Below are 18,406 nucleotides of genomic sequence, written 5' to 3' on the forward strand. Positions count from 1 at the left end.
TGAGAGAAGTTTAGCCGGTGGGAGCGTTTTCACACAGCCTGGGCCGATAGCAGACGCAATCGGGGCGGCTTGTCTTTCTTCGGAGATGACCCACTGCCGGGCCTAAACGGACGTGCTTCGGGGGCGCGGCGTCTTCGGGGTCCGACTGTCGACGCTGCAATGCACGCGCTTGCGAGCGCGCATGTCGCGGGTGCGCCGCAACCGCCGCCGTGCCGGTCTAGACCTGAGGCGGCTGCGCGTAACGGGCTGCTATGCAACCGGGTCGGTCATAGGCGCCGGGGTATCCGAGTGGGCCTATGCACACCATAGGCGGCACGCCCTGCCCTGTGTGTCGAGCTTTCGACAGCGATAGGGCCACGCCCGGCGCAAAATGCCGAATAGGCGATCAGATGCCGTAGGCGGCTTCTGACATACGGTCCACAAAGCCTTCTCCGTCGAAGCTGCGCACCATGCCCCGGCTGTCGAAAAATTCGTCCAGCTCCTGCTCGGACCAATCGCCCTCGAAGTTGAACCAGCGCAGCACTTTCTCCTACTCGACGATGCCGCGCCGAAGCGTGCTGTACTCCCCTTTCTCGAAGGCATCTTCCATCACCATCATCACGCGCTCGAGTTTCAGTGCTTTTCGATAGTTCTTGTCGGTTAGAAATCGGATCATGTAACCCGCGTGCTCCCTCGTTTTGACGCGGATGTGATTGCGCTGTGCCGCCGTGCGGCGATTGCTCTGCCGTGGGCTGCCCAAGGGTTATCAGGTCGGTGTGGAACCGCCTGCCGGGGCTCGAGGGTGAAATGACGATGGGCGTTTTGAGTACGGGTCGCGGCACGGGCCGCACCGATCAAGCCCGCTCGATGCTATATGCGGTCAGGCTATTGGCAACCGCTGCGACACGAAACCCGCGTCTGTGTGACGCGGGTGTCACCACCCCACCGGCGAACCGCCCTACCCGGCGAACGGGCCTCACGGATTGGCGATACGCTCGGTCAGTTCGCGGGACAGATCCTGAGCGCGGGTGATCTGTTCGCTTGTCATCCGGCTTTCGAGTTCGTCGCGCAGCCCGCTTTGTGTCGCCCCGGTGGCGACGACGTTGGCCCAGGCATAGCTGCGGATGTAGTCGCGTGGCATCCCGGTTCCCTTCAGGTAGAGCCATGCCAGGCTGGTCTGTGCGGTGCTGTAACCGTCATTGGCGGCCTTTTCGAGCCAGCGTGCGCCTTCGTCGTAATCGCGCCATACCGGCTTGCTGTTGACCATCGACGTGCCCAGCTCATAGGCGGCCTCGGTATCGCCACCTTCGGCGGCGCGGGTGAGCCATTTGCGTGATTCGGATTTGTTCTCGGGTACGCCATACCCGATCTCGTACAGTCCCCCGAGTTCGGCGGCGGCGCGGGCGTTCCCCTGCCGTGCGGCACGCTCGAACCACTGCGCGGCCTTGTTGATTTTGTCGTCGGCCATGCGCACCTGGGCGAGATACAGATTGCCCAAGCGCAAACCGGCGAGCGTGATGCCGGTGTCCCAGGCTTGCTCAAAGAGCTGGTAGGCCCGCTCGTCGTTCTTCTCGATCCGCACGCCGTCACGCTCGATGACTTCTGAGTAGTCACGCGTGTACGCCCACTCGTCCATCAAGCCATTGGTCTGATAGGGCGCGTGGAGCTGCGCCAGCAGCAACAGGGCCGGGCCGTACCCCTGCGCGGCGCCAGCTTCGTACTGTCGAATCATGACCGCCATGTTCTTGGGCGGGCCGTACTGTGCCCGCGCGCCCATCACGGTCTGGGCGCGGGCGACCCCGGCGTTGGCGAGCACGTGAATCAACGGGCGATAGACGGGCTCGAACGGCGGCCAGTACAGATCCGGGGGCGTGTAATAGGTCGAGCCGGTTCTGCTATCGACCTGGTAGGCAGTATCGACCAATCGCTGGGCGGTATAGCCGAGCCGCTGGTAGGTGGCGGCGGTCGCCAATACGACGGCCAGACCGGCGATCCCGGCTGTGATGGCGATAGCGCGCCGCATAACGTCCCCTGTTCGTGATTCGGTTCAAGCCGGTGAAAAATAGCGGCCCATCGCGCTAATCCTTTCACCTGCTTTTCAGGTGCTCTCGCATTGGCGGCGCTCTCGCGTCACTGGCTGCGGACACGTTCGCTGTAGGCGGTGAGCAGCTGCGTCTGGAAGTCGATGGCGTCTTCGAGCGCGTGGGTGAGCGTGATGCGCGGGTGATCGCTGGGCGAGCCGGGGTAGCAGTTGAGTTCGATGATCGGATCGCCTGACCAATCTGCCGAGGCGCACAGCGCGCCGTCATTCGACTGCGTGGTGCGCAAGCCGTGGGCAATGGTCTGGGTCAGCGTGGTCGCGCCCGGCTGCGTGTGCGGCTTCAAGGCGGTGTCGATGCAGCCTTGCAGCGCGATACACAGGGCTTGGAATGTGCCGTTGTCGAGCACGAACGCGGGGCCGTCCTGATCGACACGCAGCAGCCAGCAGTCGGGCTGGTTGGTGGCGCATAGACTCAGCGCGGCGTGGTCGAAGACCGTCCCGACGCATTCTTCGGTTGCCTGGATCGCTTGCGGTATCACCTGCCCATCTCCCCCTTGGGCGTGTGCTCTAGCCCAAATGCCTGTCGTGTTTCGTGTGTCATCACAGCCCGCCCGGCCCGCGATGTTGCCATGCCTCGATGCGGCGGATGATCCGATCGAGCGAGTCGGCTTCGCTGGGGCTGATGTCGCGTACCTGCGTCGCCAGGCTGATCAGCGCTCGCTTGCCTGAATCGGCAACGGCCTTGCGCGCCTTGAGCCGTTCGCGCTTGTGGGGCTTCATGCCGCGCCTTCACAGGCGGCGCTGTCGTGTGCCTGTTCGGCGCGCTACTCAATTGCGGGGGATGGTCGATCCGACAACGGCTGTCGCCTGAGACAGGCGCGCTCGAATCGCGTTCGTGACCGCTAGAGGCCACAGTCTCGCGTGGTGTGTCGCGGGTGGTCATCGAATGCGACGCTCCGCGCGGGTGACGCTGTGTTTACTGGGTGCACGTGGCGGCACTGGCTTGGGGCTACGTCTATAGGGCTTGCATTGATGCTCTTCGCAAAGCTTGGTGTCGGAACCGTACGTACCGCGTGGTGATGCGGCTGTAACGTGCGTGCCGCGGTGGATCCGAGGACTGCGACCGACGTGGACGCACGGCGCCCGGCAATGCGCCTGACCCGGCCCGTGCGATGCGCTATGGGACGCGATGTAACGGTGGCGTCGATACTGTGAACGCAGTGCGTGGTGATGGCGCTGCGTGTACTGCGTGGTTGGCGTGAATGCTCGCGCAATGGGGCTTTGTGTGCAGCGTGGCTGTTGGCGCTTTGCGTACTGCGTGAGTGTTGGCTCTGCGTGTATTGGCTCAACGTCAGCGAGGCGCTGTGCGCCGTTCTAAGCTTTTATCTCGGGGCGCGCCGATCAGCACGCGTGTTGGCACGCCATCGCAGGATAAGGCGCTTGTGCGTGCCTCAGACGTGCATTGAGCAGGCTGCCCCTCGTGCCTCGCATCATCGCGCTATCGGCTGGACGGCTCGCGTAGCACGAACTGAGTGCGGTTGCCGCGTGGGCTGCGTGCGATCGGGTGCCGCTCTACCTGCTGCCCTCGCAGCTCGGCATTGAGCCTCGTTCCTCGATCCATGGTTCTGCTGCGAGTGTCGGGTGAGCTTGCTGCTACCCGCGAGAAGGCGGGTGCTGAGGGGCATGGTGCTCTCGCGGCTAAGCGACGCCTGTGGCTACGAGATACGCGTGGTTGATCTCGGGTCCAGCGAACACCATCAGCAGCGAAGACGCGACGAGGTAAGGCCCAAACGGCTGCGGCGTGTCGCGGCTCGCCCTGCGGGTGAGGATCTGGGCAGTGCCAACAGCGAAGGCTGCCGTGGCACCGATGAATATCACGCCGGGTATCGCCGTCCATCCGAGCCATGCCCCGACCATCGCGACGGACTTGAGGTCTCCGTACCCCAAGCCCTGCTGATCGCTTACTAGCTCGAACCCGTTGGCGATAACCCAGAGCACGCCGTACCCGGCGATCGCCCCACTCGCTCTTCTCACGCTTGAGGCTTTTCGGTGCTCAGCCATGAACTTTTCGGCCCGCGTCTCGGCGATCCGGAGGAGTCGCTCACGCTCGAGCAGGATCTGCCGAACCATCGGCCGGATATTTGCTTCCATCGATTTCACCCTTCTGGCCCTATTAGAGGGATTTTCGACCCCCTTCTGTGAGCCATAGGGATCGCTGCCTCTGACCGCTTCGCAAACGCGACGAAGGGGTCAGAAGGGGGGTCAATCTCCCTTATATGGCTGACGGAAGGGTGTCGTTTTGAACGTGTTTTTGAGCAGATTTGCACCCTTTGGTGAGCCATATAAGGGAAAACGCCCCCCTTTGGTTCTGAGCGGAGATCATTCGCACTGTGCCCAGGTGACGGTAATGGAAGGGGGGCTTCTGGCCGTATATGGCTGACCAAAGGGTCTTAATCGGTTCGCCCGTTTGGCCTGAATTGCCACCCTTTGGTGAGCCATATAGGCACTTGGCACCCCTTCCGTCCTCACGGACTCTTCGTGTCGCTTGGGGCCGCAGGGCTGGAAGGGGGGCTTCTGGCCTTATATGGCGAACCAAAGGGGTCATTTATTCCTGGGCTGAACCGAACGATTGGGAAGGTATCAGTCCGTTCATCCAAGCCACGTCGACCTTTCGACTGCCGAAGATCCGGCTGGCGACAAGCACCGCATGGCGGCGGTGGCCTCGTACGGCCTGGCCGCTCGGGATTCGCCTGTTCGGGCAGCATGGCGATCGGGTCACACTCTAGTGCGACACGCGTGCTACCCCACTGATCTACCGTCGCCTCTTTATCAGGAAGTGAACTCTAGTGGCACTAGAGTGCGACACGCGTGCGACAGGCGGATCCGCACGTCTGCGCCGTCCCGTTTCGGCCCCGCCCTGTCGCACTAGAGTGCGACTGCAGTGCGACAGCAGTTTCCTCGACATTCCCTGAGCCCATCTCGACTTACCGTTTGTTCGCTCTGACGTCGTCTCTAAGGAGGCCGACACGTGTCCAGATCGACTATTTAAGGAACGAGATATGTATTTCATGGGCCTCGATGTTGGCTATTCGAACCTGAAGGTGGCGGGTGGTGCGGCTCGCAACATGACGATTCATGAGCGATTGCCGGCCGGCGCCGGACCCGCGGCTGATCTGGATGAATCGCTCGGCGGCAACCAGACCAGCGGTGTTGATGTCGACGTGAGAGGTCAGAGCTGGGTCGCCGGTGTCGAACCAAGCGGGTTTGCTTCCCCCAGAGAGAAATCCATTCCGACTACACGGCGACTTGTTCACGCCGATGCCGAGTGTGCTGATCGGAGTGTGGTAATCGAGACTGGCGTGCGGGCGATGCCAGTTATAGTCATGCAGCCAGTGCGGCAGATGCGCCGCGCGTTGATCCGCATTCTCGTAGGCGCGGGCATACGCCCACTCGTGGAGCGCCGTTTGGATCAGCCGCTCGGCCTTGCCGTTGGTGCGCGGACGGTACGGCTGCGTTCTTCGGTGTTTGAGCCCGAGTCGGCGACACGCCTTGGCAAACACATGTGAGCGATAGCAGGCGCCATTGTCGGTGAGCACGCGATCAAAGGGCACGCCCAGGCGTCGGTAGTATCGCAAGGCCGCGATCAGCGCCGCCACGGCGCTGACGCCCTTTTCTTTGGGCCAGATCGTGGCATGGCTGACGCGGCTGTGGTCGTCGATCGCCCTATGCACATAATCCCAGCCGGCACCCCGTGAGCGGCCGGCCTGCCGATCGCCGGTCATGCGATGGCCGGGGCGCTTGAAGCGGCCGAGTTTCTTGATGTCGAGATGCAGCAGGTCACCGGGGGCCTCGTGGGTATAGCGCTGGATCGGCGGCGCCGGATCGAGCACGGACAGCCGGTTCAGGCCGGCCCGCTGAAGCACGCGTGCAACCGTGGTCACCGGCACATCGACCTCGCCACTGATCGCGCGATAGATACGGCGCTCACGCCGCAAGGCTACGATCCGTTGCTGGGTCACCGCCGACAGCTGATGCGGGCAACGGGCCGGGCGTGAACTGCGTTCATGCAGGCCTGCTTGTCCTTGCGCCCGGTATCGAGAAAGCCACTTGTAGGCTGTTCGCGGACTTACGCCCATCGCTTGCGCCGCCTCGATGGGTCGCAAGCCGTCCTCCCGGATCCGGCGGACCAGCAGGGCTCGACCATGAACGGTCAGACGCGCATTCTTGTGCGTGTTCATCCGGGTCACTCCTGAAGCTTGAAGGATTCGACACCCATCAGCCTCAAGGCGGTCGCCCCGGATGAACAACCCACTGAGAGATCACAGCTAGGCGTTCCAGTTTCGGCCAGGAATCTGTCGTTGTTAGTGGAACCCCGGCCCGCATGCTGCACGGAATGTGTCGTTGTTAGCATGGTGCTAGAACTAGAATTCGCGCTTTAAGTTGTTGATTTTAAGACGCAACTCACATCGGAATTCGCGTCTGTCGCTCAACACGGAATCTGTCGTTGTTAGACTCCTCACAGGCACTGCGAAGCCCTGATTAGGTTGCTGATTATAAAGCGGATGTACAGCGCCATTTGGCGGGCTTGAGCCGACCCGGAATCTGTCGTTGTTACGTCGATGGCCGCACTGGTGGGTCGCGAATAAATATCAGCGGATACCGAGGCTTACATGGCCGGCGCTGAGGCGGAGTGGCAACACGGAATTTGTCGTTGTTACAGCGTCTGGCATGGCTGGTGCGGGATCGCCGGACAGGGCCTACGGGCCGCTGGCGCTGCACTAGATCTATCGTGCGCTCTTCTGCCTTGGTCAATGGGAACGGTTGCCCATCTGACTGAGAAAGGCGTGCTGAATGCGGAGGAATACGAGTCACGCAAGGCCAAGTTGCTGGCCGGATAAGGCCCTCGATCCCAGACATGGCGGCTGCAGCCCTTCGGGGCCGCAGCCGCTTTTTTATGGCTACTGGCCGAGCGCGCCCATCTGGGCGGTCAGGGCCTGCATGACCTGCGGCGGCAACGTGTTGCCGTTGAGCGCGAGGCTGTTGTCCTTGTAGTCCAACACCATGCTGTAGCGCGCGTTGTTCACAGTGACGAGGTTGTTATTCTCCCACTGGTCGATCATGCGTGCGACCTGATTGGGGTTGGACGATTGTTCGACCCCGTAGGCCAGCAATGAACGATCCGCGAAGGCGGCGGCGCTGACCTGCATGCGCTGCATCACCCGCGCCGGCAGCGGCATGTACTCACGGGCCCGTTCGGATAGCGGCTCACCGAGGCTGAGCGTGACGCCCATGCCGGCATTCCCCCGGCTGGTTTCCAACGATGACACGTCGAGTTCGATTTCCGAGTCGGTATCGAAGATGGAGGCCACGTCATCGAGAAATGCCATGCGTTGACGCTCGGGCACTTGTTGCATCGGCGTATTACCGATCTTGTCCAGTGTGGTGAGCGTACGGGCGAGCGCATCCACGCGCATCTTGTTCAGGTTGAACTCGACGGTGCCGCCCTTGATGTCGACCTGGTCGCGTTGCGCAACGCCCGGGCGATCGAGTTCGACGTCACTGATGGCCAGCTTCGATCGGAAGTCGCCGCGCTCGTCGCGGTAGTCTGCCGTGGCGTCGAAGTCGGCTGCGAACGAGACCGACTCGCCGCTGGGTGCGTTGAACGAGAACTTGCCGATCGTGATCTTGGCTTGCCCGGAGCCGAGCATGGAGCGCAGTACCGTCTGCTCATAGCGGTCATCCATGCGCGAATCGCCGACGAGACGAAGCTCGTTCACCGCAACGCCGCCCTGACTGTCGGAAATACGCACGCCGGGGGCAACCAGCTCGAAGGTTTCATCAAGGTCAGCGCGTTCGTAGAAACCAGACAGACCGTTCCACTCGACATAGGTCTGCACACCGTTGGCATCTTCGCTCGTGCCTTGCGCGACGGGCGAGCGCAGCTCGACCCGGAAGTTTTCGTCGTCTGTAACCCACGTTTCGATCCGCAGCGGGGGTTCGCTGAAAATGCTCGACAGGTCCGGGTCAGCATCACGCGACAGCGTGCTGACGATGTGCGTCTGCCCGAGGCCAGGCACCCACGGATGGGTGATTTCGTTGTTGAACGTCGCGCGCTCGTCACCCAGGCCACCGACCGAGACCTCGGCTTGTGAGCTCATCCAGCCCCGGTCATAGGATTCGATCGCGAAATCGAAGTCACCGCGCTTGTTCATGTTGTCGATGCCGGCCCGGAATTGGTTTTCGACTTCGGAGCCGGTCAAATACGGCACGAGCGCGGCGATGGCCACGACCAGTACCAAAACGATCGCAAGGATCTTTTTCACGTGAGTTTCCCCCTCGTAATGATGATGGCCAACGCCGGCACACGGCTATCCCGCAAAAAACGGCTACGCGCTTGGTCGACCGGGTAAAGCGTTGCCCGCCGATATGCGGACAACAGTTCGACGGGCCGCGCCCTGAGGCGACTCGTCTACGCCGCCGCTTAGTGCAGCGTGCGAATTTCGCGGGCGTGCTTGAGCTTTTCCATGACCGAATGCGGCGGATCACCGGCCTGTCGACGCTGGCGGTACCAGGCCATGAGGATGTAGCCGAACACGTCGTCGGTGATGGTGCCGCGCTCGAGGTCGTTGACGTCCTCGAGTGCTTCGATGGTGCCTTCGACGATATCGAGCTGGCCGGTCTGGCTGTCGAAGTGTCGAACCGGCAGTGGCCAGTCGCCCGGCACGTCGATGGATTGAACGGTAGCGGTATGGGTTGCGGTCATTGGAATATGCGTTGGCTGCTCGCCGGCGAGAACCGGCGGTCTGTTCTTATTCGACCCGTTCGGGGCCGGCGTGTATTGAGCTCTGCCGCATTGGCCGGTTTCAGCATGGCACGGCCGCCAGGGATCGCAAAGGCGGCTTCAGACAAGCGGTTGTCGCTGCCCTACCCCGCAGCTTGCGCCCCGATGATTTCGCCCTGCCGGGCGTTTGACGGCTAAGCGATCGAAAGGTAGCCCACCCGCGAAAGCGCGCAATCTTGTGCTGTATCCCATCTTGAATAGCGTGCCGGGCGAGGTTGTGCGTGCCGGCGACATACTCCGCGGCTGCGATGACTCATGCCATGTCCCGCGTCGGTCATTCGGCCAACGACACAGCCTCGTCCCAGTGTTTACCTCTGGCGGGGCAACTGGCCTTCTTGGCGACCTGTTGAACAAGCGGGCCGGCCAGTTGGTAGGCGCGACCGCCGTCGTCGGGCTTGGTCGCGTCCAGCATCTGCCGGTTTTTAAGGGTGTTGCACATGGGTGTCTGAATCCAGAGCGAGCTTTTCGCCGACGAAGGCGACGCAGCATGAACGTCCGCGATTTCTTTGGTCAGCCCGGCCTGGACACCGGGGCTGACATTGCCGTGTTCGTCGGTTTCAGTCGTTGTTGCCTGCTAGACAAGCTCGCCGAACTCCTCGGCGAATTTGACCAGGTCGTTGCTGGCCATGCTCATGACGCCACCACGCATTGGGAGGGCATCATCGAGGAGGCCGGCATGCGCAGCCGGTCTACGACCGCCTTGATGACCATGCTGTCGATCCCAACTGCGTGTGCGGCCGGCGCGCCGATCTATCGCCGTTCATCGACATACCCGTTTGCTACAAGCCCTACCGCACCAGCTATAAACGTCGTCATTTCCCCAGCTGGCTACTATTGCTCGCAGCTCGAAGGTAGATTTGCCAACCTGCGGCGGTGGCTTAAGTCGGCAGCGAGTTATAGCTTCGTGCTCTACGATGTTCACGACAGAGCACTGATCGATACCACGCTCGAACGGCTGGACGCCTATTGATCTCTGCCGTCACGTTCGTGCTCGCGGTGTTCTGTGTCGCTGGATACACCGTACCGGTTCAATCTCCAGAGCATTAAGACAGCGACCATAATGAACGGGAAAAGTACAAGAATCGCCACAGGCGCCTCCGCTAGTCCTCGCGGTTCCTTACCCAGCGCTGAGTTTTAGCACCGCAAAGCATTTTCAGGAGAGCCACGCCACGCTTAATTTAGCGTAGTTCGGTTTCGAATTGGCGCTGTGCAGCAAATCCATTTTCCGTACCAGTTAAATGGCTCTGGCAACTGATTAACTCCACGCCAGGCCCGGCTATAGCGTACGTAACCGAGTCAGTCTGATCCGTAGGCATCGCTCCGGAGGATACGAGTGAATCATTCTCAACCCCTGCTTGCGACGAACGCCTCTACATCGGAAAGTCTCCAGCGCGTGCATTCAGGTCCGAGTCGGACCGGCTGCGGCAGCCGCCCCTCCCGGGCCCAACGCCATATCGTATTTCGCGATACTAGAAAGCGATCTGCAAGGTCCCGGTCTCGCTCGTACCGCAGTGTCATGTCGATTTTTCCCGCCATGCTTTTCAGTGCGCTGTTTGAATTCACAAGAACAAGCTACGGCATTACATGATCTATTTTGTCGAGTTAAATACACGCAATGAACACGAGTGCTATCGCCATCGTTGAGAAGATATCTAAAGCGACGAAAACGTTTAGACCTATTACGTAACGCTGCAAGCACAGACCGCCTCATGTTGGACAGTAAGCAAGCGAAGGAATCGGCGAGTCACGAAATGCTCGCTCTTTCAGACTGTAGACTGCAGCGGCTCGTAGTCTCCCACGAGAGCCGAGTGCGACCCTATAGTTGGCTATTGAGATCCCCCTGGCATGAGGCGACCAAGTAGCTATTCGCCAAGCGGGATCGGGTTGCAGCAAAACCTAGCCCACTGCTCCATCATTATGGAGCGTTGCTCCAACAGCTCATCACGAGCATAAGCTGCTCGCGTGGAATCGCTATTGACATGTGCAAGCGCTAGCTCGCTCACCTCATCTGAGGCGTCGGTGCAATTGCGGGCCCAGTCTTTAAAGCTAGATCGAAAACCGTGCGGCACGGCGTCGACATCCATTTTTCTGGTTAACGACGATAGACTCATATCTGATAAAGACCCGCCGCGCGAGGCCGTGAATACCGTGTCCTCGTTTTCAAATCTGGGTAAGGTACGCAACAACGCGACTACCTCTTTCGATAGTGGCACTCGGTGCGCCTTACCGTTTTTTGTTCGCTGTCCTGGCACTACCCACAATGCAGCGTCCAAGTCGATTTCATTCCAAGTGGCGAATCGCACTTCCCCAGATCGAGCGGCCGTCAATATCGCAAACTCAAGCGCCCTCGCCGACATCCCTGTACGTTTTCGGAGCCGTCTCATGAATTCAGGTATTTCTTGCCACGGTAGTGCGCGGTGATGCTTTACCGTCGAAATTTTTGTCGGCTTCGGCAACACCTCCGCTAGATTTCCTTTCCATGCTGCTGGATTCGCGGTCTCGCGATATTTGCGGGCAATCGCCCAATCAAAGACCGCCTCCATCCGTTGTCTAACGCGATTCGCGGTGTGCGTCTTGTCCCTCCATATCGGCTCGATAACCGATAAGACGTGCGACATCTCGACGTCCGCCACTTCCATGTCGCCAACGACTGGAACTGCATATAGCTCTAGGGAGGAAAGCCAATTTGCACGAGAACGCGCGTTGCGAAACTCTGGAGCAATCGCCTCGTGCTTGCGACGAGCAGCCTCGGCAAAGCTCAATCGTTTAGCCTGACTCGCGCGCAACGCCACCTTCGCCGCTTTCCGCTCCTCGATGGGGTCAAATCCCTGGTCAATCTTGCCGCGTGTAACGCGTGCTTTTTCGCGCGCCTGAGCCAGAGTGACGTCAGGGAAACCGCCGAGCCCGATATCTCGTCTTCGACTACCGACGGTGGCACGGAGAATCCATGATCTAGCACCGGATTTCGAAACCTGGAGTAGCAATCCGGCCACGCCGCCCACGGCATGCATGCCAGGCTTATCTAATCGCTTCACCTGAATCGCGCTTAGTTCGATTCCCTTTTTTGGCATCCCAACGACCTACCCAACAATAGCGATGGTATTGGAAGATACGTGGCGTTACTGGACGAATCAAGTAACTATTTATTTTAAAAGGAATATACAGCTCATTGGTAAGCCTTGATACTGGATAAAACATGTTCCCGACACTTCTCCCCGGCACCATCGCTTTTTTAGCGCCCTTTCCGGCAGCGATCTCAGCTCCATAGCAGGCACGCACGCCAATGCGTCGCGTACCGATGGCGTGCGAATCCACGGCCATCGGCTTCGAATACCGTTTATCGGTGTTCGCTGTACGCCGGTCGGCGCACATACCCTATTCGCCTCGCAGGCGTCGATACTGCGAGCATGCTTCAATCTCCCCCAAACACACGGGTTGGTAACCGCGGGTTCACCCTGCTGGAACTGCTCGTCACTATTGCCGTGGCCGCTGTGTTGCTGGCGATCGCGATCCCGTCCTATCTGGGCATGGTCCAGCGCAACACGATTGCGGCCAACGCCAACGATCTGGTGGGCGATTTCAATTATGCCCGCAGCGAAGCCGTCGCCCGTGGGCGGCCGGTCCATGTATGCCAGAGCAACGACCAGTCGAGTTGTGGCAACGGCAGTTGGGACCAGGGTTGGATTATCTTCGCGCCGGACGCCGGCAGCACCGCCCCCACGAACGCCAACATTCTTCGCGTACACGGTCAGCTCGACCAGACCATCAATGTCGGCTACAGCCGCTCGGCTGGCACGCAGGTCATCTTTGATGCCAACGGCTTTGCCCGGTCAAGCAACGGGACATTTGATATTACCTCCAACGATACGACCGATCGCACCCAGATTCGTATCGCCACCAGCGGGCGCATCGAACGTCTGGACCCTGGTGAATCGTCATGAAGCAGCCCGCTCAAGTCCAAGGTTTCACCCTGCTCGAGGCCCTGGTCACGATCGTGATCGTGTCCATCGGCCTGCTGGGCCTACTCGGCCTGCAGACCGTGAGCATCGTCAATACGCAAGTCTCCGCCTCGCGCACCCAGGCCACGTTCGCGGCCGACAACATTGCCGACCGCATGCGGGCCAACCGCGCGGGCGTGGACAGCAACGCCTACGACGGGCTGAATCATCAATCGGCGAATGGCAGCAAACCCAACTGCGACAACGGCAATAGCTGCTCGCCCGCGGAAATGGCGAGATATGACGCCTTCGTCTGGGACGAGGCGCTGGGCAGCTCGCAAGCGGGCCTGCCGCAAGGTCAAGGCGCAATCGCCTGTATCGAAACAGCGGCCACCGGCAGCGGCTGCGTACGCTACAGAGTCACCATCAGCTGGCAGGAACGCCAGCCCGATCAGACCTCGGGTACCGGCACGCCGACCACCCAGTCCTTTCAAACCGTGGTGCAGCCATGAAGCCGCTCAAACAACCGGCGCGAAGCGCGGGCTTCAGCCTCGTCGAGCTCATGGTGGCGCTGGTCGTTTCGCTGGTACTGCTCGCCGGCGTGCTCCAGATCCTGCTAAGCAATCGCAACAGCTTTAGTTTCCAGCGCGATATGGCCGGACTCCAGGAGAACGCACGGCTGACCACGTTCGTCATCGAAAACGTGGTCGCCCACGCGGGCTATCAGGCCAACCTCAACCGCAAGGATCTGTTCGATGCCGCAGGCGCATTCGCCAAGGATGCGTTCGTTGCCGGCAGCGCCGACGACAGCAATGGCAACGACAGCTTGCGCCTACGTTTCCAGGCCACCGCCGGCCATGACGGCTGCAGCGGCCCGGACGCCGATGTAACCGAAGTCGCGGATACAACGCTCAAGCTGGCCGATCTCGAACTCTACGTGAACGATGACAACACCCTGCTGTGTCGCGACAACTCGACCGGCGCCAGCCCGATCCCGCAGCCGATCGTCGAAAACGTACAGCGCCTGAATATCAGCTACGGGCTCGATAGCGATGGCGACGGCTCGGTCGATACCTATGCCAACACAATTAATGCAACCAACGCCGCGGATGTCGTGAGCCTGCGTCTCGAGCTATTACTGGAAAGCCAGGACCTGATCACGCCGACGGCGGTGGAACACGACTACACCTTCGCCAGTGGCTCGCCTTTCGAGGTCAGCAACCGTCGGGCCTATCAAAAGATCGACCAGGTGGTCGCGCTTCGTAATGCCATACCATGAATAGCTTCACTACCCTGCCCCGTTGCCAGTCCCAACGCGGGTTCGTTCTCGTGACCAGTCTGATCTTTCTGGTGGTGATCACGCTGCTGGCCGTCTCGGCGATCAGCTCGTCGACGCTGCAGGAACGCATGGCCTCGAACCTGCGCGAAAAATCGCGTGCCCGCCAGGCCGCGGATGCGGCGTTGCGTGCCGCGGAAATCGATCTATCCAGCGCGAACCTGGCCAGCTATCAGAAAGCCCAGAACTGCAGCGAAGACGGCGAAATCAATCAGCCCGAGAGCGGGGTCGTCATCTGCCGGCAAGGCGTTTTTGCCGCCGCAGCGGACGACGGTGGCGAAAGCTACTTCGATGCCGACATCTGGGACTCAGCCGCCGTTCAGACCTACACGGCGGACCAGGAGATCGGTACCGATGTGCGCTTTATCGTCGAAGAACTCGACGACTGTGTCGGTACGGTCGATCCGGAAAAATGCTCCCGCACATATGGCACGTTTCGTTATCGCGTGACCGCGCTGGCCCGTGGCGAAAACCCGGCCGCCATTGCCGTGACACAAAGTGTCTACGAGCGCACGTATTAAGCCGAGGTCCATCACATGCTGACTTGCCAATCAACCCTGCGCGTGGCCTCGACCATCGCCGTGGCGATGCTGTCCCTTTCCACCGCATTGGCTGCCGAGCTCAAACTTGCCGACCGGCCATTACTCGCGAGTAACAACGTACCGCCGAATATTCTCGTCGCGGTTGACGACTCTGGTTCGATGGACTGGGAAACACTGTTCCCAACCGACAGCGGGCTGCTCTACTGGGACAGCAATAATCGAACGGTGCTCTCGGGTAGCAACTATATTCAGAATGGCGGCATAGCCTACGGCTATCTGTTCCCCAATGGCTCGGGCGAAAAAGGCCGCCGTATCTACACCGATTATGAAGGCGTACCACCGACGCCCCAATTCGGATTTGCCCGATCTTCGGCTTACAACCAAGCGTATTTCGACCCAACAACCACTTATAGCCCTTGGATCGGCTACGACGATGCCACAGCATCCAGTGCGCGTTACGAACCGACCGCAGCTAACCAAGCACTCACGCTGAACTTAACCAGCCCTCAGCGTCAGACCGATAACAACTTTACGTTCTATGTCACGAGCGGCATGAACAGCAGCGGAGTGACCTACAGAAAGCGAGACTGCTTCGTTATCTTTTGCAATTACGAGTGGATTAAAGGTCAGTCTGGGTCAACGTTTTCGTCGAATGGCGAGGTGGCCATCGAGTATTTCCCGGCCACTTTTTATATGCCGGCGAACTGGACGCCGCCCAGCGATTTCGGCTGGAAGAGCGGCGCGGCACCGCTGGTGGGCTATTCGCCCAGCTATCCATCGTCGCCAGACATGCGCCGCTACGAAATCAAGGTTGAGAACTTCACCACTACCGCGAAATATAACAAAGCCCTCCAGAATTTCGCCAACTGGTTTACCTACTACAGAAAACGCCATCTGGCGACGCGCGCCGGTATCACGAGCGCCTTCGGCGATATCAACGGCGCGCGTGTCGGCGCCTGCACAATAAACCAGGCGAATGCCGATTCGCCTGCCGACCTCAGCATGCTGATGTTGAATTCCGAGAACACGGACAACTACAACACCTTCAATAATCAGATTTTCAATATCGATTATTTCTCGGCCAAAGGTACGCCCAATCGGCCTGCCCTCAAGTTCCTCGGCGAACAACTCGAAAACAACGAGGACATAATTCAGTCTTCCTGCCAGCGCAATTTCGCAATTCTGTTCACGGACGGTTACAACACGTCGACGGTGACCGGTATTGGTAACGCTGATCAGAGCAGCGATGCCCGCAAGACCTACGGCGCGCCCTTCGGTGACAACGAATCGAACACCATCGCCGACGTCGCAATGCAATACTACGAACGTCTCGGCAAGATCACAGGAGCCAAAGAGCGCGGCATCGAACGTAACCAACTCCGCGTCGCCAGTGGCTGCGGCGAAACGCCGCCCGACCCGTGGCTGGATTGCCAAAACGATCTGCATATGGTCACGCTCGGTGTCACGCTTGGCCAACGTGGCGTGTTGTTCGACCCTGACGCCAATTACAGCGAAAGCGATCCTTACGAAACCCCGCCGGACTGGTCGAGCATCAACGTAACCGGTGGCTCGTACGGCAACGAACAGATCGACGACCTCTGGCATGCCACAATCAACTCGCGTGGCAAGTTGCTTAACGCAAAGACGCCGCAGGGCGTAGCCGACGCGTTCAAGACCGCACTGGAAGAAATCCTCTACCAGGATGGTTCGCTGGGCGGGGTAAGCGCCAACTCGCAAAGCCTGGAGACGGGAGCGGCCGCCTATCAGGCGAGCTATGCCGGCGGCACTTGGGAAGGATTTTTGCGCGCTTATACGCTTTCAGCGAATGGCGAAAAAGACGATCTTCTCTGGGAAGCCTCGGAGAACATTCCGGCCTTTGATAATCGCGTGATACTGACCTCCGTCGACAACGGTTCAGGCTTTGAAGGCATACCGTTTCGAGGATCCAAGCTAGCGAATTTCCTGGACAGCCTACTCTCACCACTCGGGGTATCGTTATCGGCGGATATCGTGAGTTATATTCGTGGCAATCAGGCGTTCGAAAAAAGCAATGGCGGAACGTTTCGCAACCGCTACGACAATATTCTCGGCGATATCGTGCAATCGACGCCCACCTATGTCGGTAGCCCAGATCGCGTGCGTTATCCGGTGACTTGGACCGATAAGCACCTCGGCAACGACGCCGCAAATTTCCCCGAATATGCGCGTAGCGCGCCTCCTTATAGCAGTCCCGGCAACAACAGCAGCTTTGCCGACAAATTTGCCTCTCGTACACCCATGGTGTACGTGGGTGCCAATGACGGCATGCTACATGGCTTCGATGCCGATACCGGTGTCGAGCGGCTGGCCTATATCCCCGGCACACTCCTCGACGATGTGGCAGACCTCAGCGAACCCGGGTACGAGCATCGCTTCTATGTGGACGGTTCGCCGGTAACGGGCGATGCGTTCTTCGGGGGCAAGTGGCATACCGTGCTCGTAAGCGGCTTGAACAACGGCGGCAATGCAGTATTCGCGCTGGACATCACCGATCCCGGTGCCTTCAGCGAAGCTAACGCCGAGGACACCGTGCTATGGGAATATACTGCCGACGGAGAACTGGGCCAGACCTATGGCAAGCCTGCAATCGTACGTCTACACAATGGCGAATGGGCCGCAATCTTCGGCAACGGTTACAACAGCCCGGGCAAAAGCGCCTCCCTGCATCTCGTTGATATCGCCAACGGCAGTCCGATACGCAGTCCAATCGACACCAACTCGGCGCCAACGGGCAACCGCTACCCGAATGGCCTGAGCGAAGTCACGCCGATCGACGTCGATGGCGATTTCATCGTCGATTATGCCTATGCCGGCGATCTCTACGGCAACGTGTGGCGTTTCGATCTCACGTCGAAATCGACCGCCAAGTGGTCTGTCGAAAAACTGTTCACCGCCGAAGCGCCGGGCGGTGGCGTACAGCCCATAACCATGGGCCCGAAGGTTGGCGTGCATCCCTACGGGCGCAACTACGGCGTGATGGTGTACGTCGGTACCGGCAAATATCTCGAGGATACCGACGCCCTATTCAACGAAGACGTACGTAACAGCTTTTACGGCGTTTGGGACAGCAATGTCTTTAGCGTAACGCCCACCAGTAACTGGACTCCGTCCGATAATAAAAATCTCACTCGCCGCAACCTGCAAGTACAGACTATTACCGAAGTCAGCGCGGGCGACGAGAATGAGAAAAAAGCCTATCGCGTGCTTAGCGAGAATGAGGTGACCTACAAGACCACCGATGACGGCACCGGCGTCTATGGTTGGTATATGGACATGCCGCCCCGCAGCGGCGAATTATTGATCACGACACCGACCCTCTACGGCGATTTCGTATTCTTTAATACCCTTATACCGCCGCGCGAAACCTGCGATTTGAGCACCTCCGGCGCTATCATGGCCGTACGTGCCGATACCGGTGGGCGTACCGACCAAGCGCTTCTCGACCTCAACGGCGACTACAAATACAACAGCAGCGACACGATAACTATCAATGGGGAGCAGGTACCCGTATCCGGGATTCGTCTTTCGGATATATCGCCGGTCGGCTCTCTCACCGTAGTAAAACGAAAGGACGGTACGGTCGAAGTGATTTACGGTACGAGCGACGGCAGTGGCATTGGCCGAGTTGGCGTAAATGTCGTGCCACAAACCAACCGACGCGTCAGCTGGCGCGAAATCAGGCGATAGACC

At 59.7% G+C, this 18,406-nt stretch carries 18 protein-coding genes and 2 pseudogenes; 7 read left to right on the top strand and 13 right to left on the bottom strand.

Annotated elements, in window-relative coordinates; all coding sequences use genetic code 11:
- Positions 1-385 precede the first annotated feature (385 nt).
- From T5B8_RS01720 to T5B8_RS01745, 6 genes are all read right to left on the bottom strand, one after another.
- A complete protein-coding gene (locus T5B8_RS01720; protein ID WP_293626396.1) occupies positions 386-523 on the bottom strand; it encodes a hypothetical protein in 138 nt (45 codons plus the stop codon).
- Between the two features lie 6 nt (positions 524-529).
- Complete coding sequence (locus T5B8_RS01725) at positions 530-655, bottom strand: hypothetical protein (RefSeq protein WP_293626397.1); 126 nt, start codon at positions 653-655, stop codon at positions 530-532.
- 300 nt (positions 656-955) lie between these two features.
- Positions 956-2,002, bottom strand: coding sequence for a tetratricopeptide repeat protein (locus tag T5B8_RS01730; RefSeq protein ID WP_293626398.1), 1,047 nt, complete (start codon positions 2,000-2,002; stop codon positions 956-958).
- 107 nt (positions 2,003-2,109) lie between these two features.
- Positions 2,110-2,559, bottom strand: a complete 450-nt coding sequence (locus T5B8_RS01735; protein WP_293626400.1) for a hypothetical protein — start codon at positions 2,557-2,559, stop codon at positions 2,110-2,112.
- 61 nt (positions 2,560-2,620) lie between these two features.
- Positions 2,621-2,800 (bottom strand): hypothetical protein, encoded by a 180-nt coding sequence (locus T5B8_RS01740; RefSeq protein ID WP_293626402.1) that lies wholly within the window; start codon positions 2,798-2,800, stop codon positions 2,621-2,623.
- Between the two features lie 918 nt (positions 2,801-3,718).
- The gene (locus T5B8_RS01745; RefSeq protein WP_353175698.1) at positions 3,719-4,171 is read right to left on the bottom strand and encodes a prepilin peptidase; all 453 of its coding nucleotides are present in this window, start codon (positions 4,169-4,171) and stop codon (positions 3,719-3,721) included.
- 974 nt (positions 4,172-5,145) lie between these two features.
- Between T5B8_RS01745 and T5B8_RS01750 the strand changes: the two are divergent.
- Positions 5,146-5,238 (top strand): annotated as a pseudogene (locus T5B8_RS01750) (hypothetical protein); the annotation flags it as partial.
- Positions 5,239-5,343: 105 nt separating this feature from the next.
- Here the strand turns inward: T5B8_RS01750 and T5B8_RS01755 are convergent.
- The 4 genes and pseudogenes from T5B8_RS01755 to T5B8_RS01770 all read right to left on the bottom strand — a co-directional run.
- Positions 5,344-6,258 (bottom strand): annotated as a pseudogene (locus T5B8_RS01755) (IS481 family transposase); the annotation flags it as partial.
- A 720-nt stretch (positions 6,259-6,978) separates the two neighbouring features.
- Entirely contained in the window at positions 6,979-8,343 is a 1,365-nt protein-coding gene (locus T5B8_RS01760; RefSeq protein WP_293626406.1) for a DUF945 family protein, read from the bottom strand.
- Positions 8,344-8,501: 158 nt separating this feature from the next.
- Positions 8,502-8,783: a hypothetical protein gene (locus T5B8_RS01765; protein ID WP_006911997.1), complete on the bottom strand. Its 282-nt coding sequence runs from the start codon at positions 8,781-8,783 to the stop codon at positions 8,502-8,504.
- A gap of 352 nt (positions 8,784-9,135) precedes the next feature.
- On the bottom strand, positions 9,136-9,300 hold the full coding sequence (locus tag T5B8_RS01770; RefSeq protein ID WP_293626409.1) for a hypothetical protein: 165 nt from the start codon (positions 9,298-9,300) through the stop codon (positions 9,136-9,138).
- A 48-nt stretch (positions 9,301-9,348) separates the two neighbouring features.
- On the opposite strand from T5B8_RS01770, the gene T5B8_RS01775 reads away from it, so the two are divergent.
- On the top strand, positions 9,349-9,831 hold the full coding sequence (locus tag T5B8_RS01775) for a hypothetical protein (RefSeq protein ID WP_353175700.1): 483 nt from the start codon (positions 9,349-9,351) through the stop codon (positions 9,829-9,831).
- Positions 9,832-10,205: 374 nt separating this feature from the next.
- Here the strand turns inward: T5B8_RS01775 and T5B8_RS01780 are convergent, their stop codons facing one another.
- The 3 genes from T5B8_RS01780 to T5B8_RS01790 all read right to left on the bottom strand — a co-directional run bounded on the left by T5B8_RS01780 (position 10,206) and on the right by T5B8_RS01790 (position 12,176).
- Positions 10,206-10,397: a helix-turn-helix transcriptional regulator gene (locus T5B8_RS01780; RefSeq protein ID WP_353176184.1), complete on the bottom strand. Its 192-nt coding sequence runs from the start codon at positions 10,395-10,397 to the stop codon at positions 10,206-10,208.
- 326 nt (positions 10,398-10,723) lie between these two features.
- On the bottom strand, positions 10,724-11,932 hold the full coding sequence (locus T5B8_RS01785) for a tyrosine-type recombinase/integrase (protein WP_353175702.1): 1,209 nt from the start codon (positions 11,930-11,932) through the stop codon (positions 10,724-10,726).
- Positions 11,880-12,176 carry a hypothetical protein gene (locus T5B8_RS01790; RefSeq protein ID WP_353175704.1) on the bottom strand — a complete coding sequence of 99 codons (297 nt, stop codon included), beginning with the start codon at positions 12,174-12,176 and terminating at the stop codon, positions 11,880-11,882. The genes T5B8_RS01785 and T5B8_RS01790 overlap by 53 nt, the downstream gene beginning before the upstream one ends.
- Before the next feature lie 92 nt (positions 12,177-12,268).
- Between T5B8_RS01790 and T5B8_RS01795 the strand changes: the two genes are divergently transcribed.
- From T5B8_RS01795 to T5B8_RS01815, 5 genes are read left to right on the top strand one after another with little or no spacing between them, the layout of a single operon-like run.
- Positions 12,269-12,802, top strand: a complete 534-nt coding sequence (locus tag T5B8_RS01795; RefSeq protein ID WP_353175706.1) for a GspH/FimT family pseudopilin — start codon at positions 12,269-12,271, stop codon at positions 12,800-12,802.
- Entirely contained in the window at positions 12,799-13,311 is a 513-nt protein-coding gene (pilV, locus tag T5B8_RS01800; protein ID WP_353175708.1) for a type IV pilus modification protein PilV, read from the top strand. The genes T5B8_RS01795 and pilV overlap by 4 nt, the downstream gene beginning before the upstream one ends.
- Positions 13,308-14,078: a PilW family protein gene (locus T5B8_RS01805; protein WP_353175710.1), complete on the top strand. Its 771-nt coding sequence runs from the start codon at positions 13,308-13,310 to the stop codon at positions 14,076-14,078. Before pilV ends, T5B8_RS01805 begins: the two co-directional genes overlap by 4 nt.
- A complete protein-coding gene (locus T5B8_RS01810; RefSeq protein ID WP_353175712.1) occupies positions 14,075-14,656 on the top strand; it encodes a pilus assembly PilX family protein in 582 nt (193 codons plus the stop codon). Before T5B8_RS01805 ends, T5B8_RS01810 begins: the two co-directional genes overlap by 4 nt.
- A gap of 15 nt (positions 14,657-14,671) precedes the next feature.
- Positions 14,672-18,403: a pilus assembly protein gene (locus tag T5B8_RS01815; protein WP_353175714.1), complete on the top strand. Its 3,732-nt coding sequence runs from the start codon at positions 14,672-14,674 to the stop codon at positions 18,401-18,403.
- Positions 18,404-18,406: the final 3 nt, after the last annotated feature.

The sequence above is a fragment of the Salinisphaera sp. T5B8 genome, assembly GCF_040361255.1.
Taxonomy (GTDB): Bacteria; Pseudomonadota; Gammaproteobacteria; order Nevskiales; family Salinisphaeraceae; genus Salinisphaera.

Excerpts from the sequence above, each read along its gene's own strand:
- T5B8_RS01725 (WP_293626397.1), bottom strand. The coding sequence starts at position 655 with ATGATCCGATTTCTAACCGACAAGAACTATCGAAAAGCACTGAAACTC.
- pilV (WP_353175708.1), top strand. The coding sequence starts at position 12,799 with ATGAAGCAGCCCGCTCAAGTCCAAGGTTTCACCCTGCTCGAGGCCCTG.
- T5B8_RS01815 (WP_353175714.1), top strand. The coding sequence starts at position 14,672 with ATGCTGACTTGCCAATCAACCCTGCGCGTGGCCTCGACCATCGCCGTG.
- T5B8_RS01770 (WP_293626409.1), bottom strand. The coding sequence starts at position 9,300 with ATGTGCAACACCCTTAAAAACCGGCAGATGCTGGACGCGACCAAGCCC.
- T5B8_RS01730 (WP_293626398.1), bottom strand. The coding sequence starts at position 2,002 with ATGCGGCGCGCTATCGCCATCACAGCCGGGATCGCCGGTCTGGCCGTC.
- T5B8_RS01805 (WP_353175710.1), top strand. The coding sequence starts at position 13,308 with ATGAAGCCGCTCAAACAACCGGCGCGAAGCGCGGGCTTCAGCCTCGTC.
- T5B8_RS01740 (WP_293626402.1), bottom strand. The coding sequence starts at position 2,800 with ATGAAGCCCCACAAGCGCGAACGGCTCAAGGCGCGCAAGGCCGTTGCC.
- T5B8_RS01785 (WP_353175702.1), bottom strand. The coding sequence starts at position 11,932 with ATGCCAAAAAAGGGAATCGAACTAAGCGCGATTCAGGTGAAGCGATTA.
- T5B8_RS01745 (WP_353175698.1), bottom strand. The coding sequence starts at position 4,171 with ATGGAAGCAAATATCCGGCCGATGGTTCGGCAGATCCTGCTCGAGCGT.
- T5B8_RS01810 (WP_353175712.1), top strand. The coding sequence starts at position 14,075 with ATGAATAGCTTCACTACCCTGCCCCGTTGCCAGTCCCAACGCGGGTTC.
- T5B8_RS01775 (WP_353175700.1), top strand. The coding sequence starts at position 9,349 with ATGAACGTCCGCGATTTCTTTGGTCAGCCCGGCCTGGACACCGGGGCT.
- T5B8_RS01795 (WP_353175706.1), top strand. The coding sequence starts at position 12,269 with ATGCTTCAATCTCCCCCAAACACACGGGTTGGTAACCGCGGGTTCACC.
- T5B8_RS01780 (WP_353176184.1), bottom strand. The coding sequence starts at position 10,397 with ATGGCGGGAAAAATCGACATGACACTGCGGTACGAGCGAGACCGGGAC.
- T5B8_RS01765 (WP_006911997.1), bottom strand. The coding sequence starts at position 8,783 with ATGACCGCAACCCATACCGCTACCGTTCAATCCATCGACGTGCCGGGC.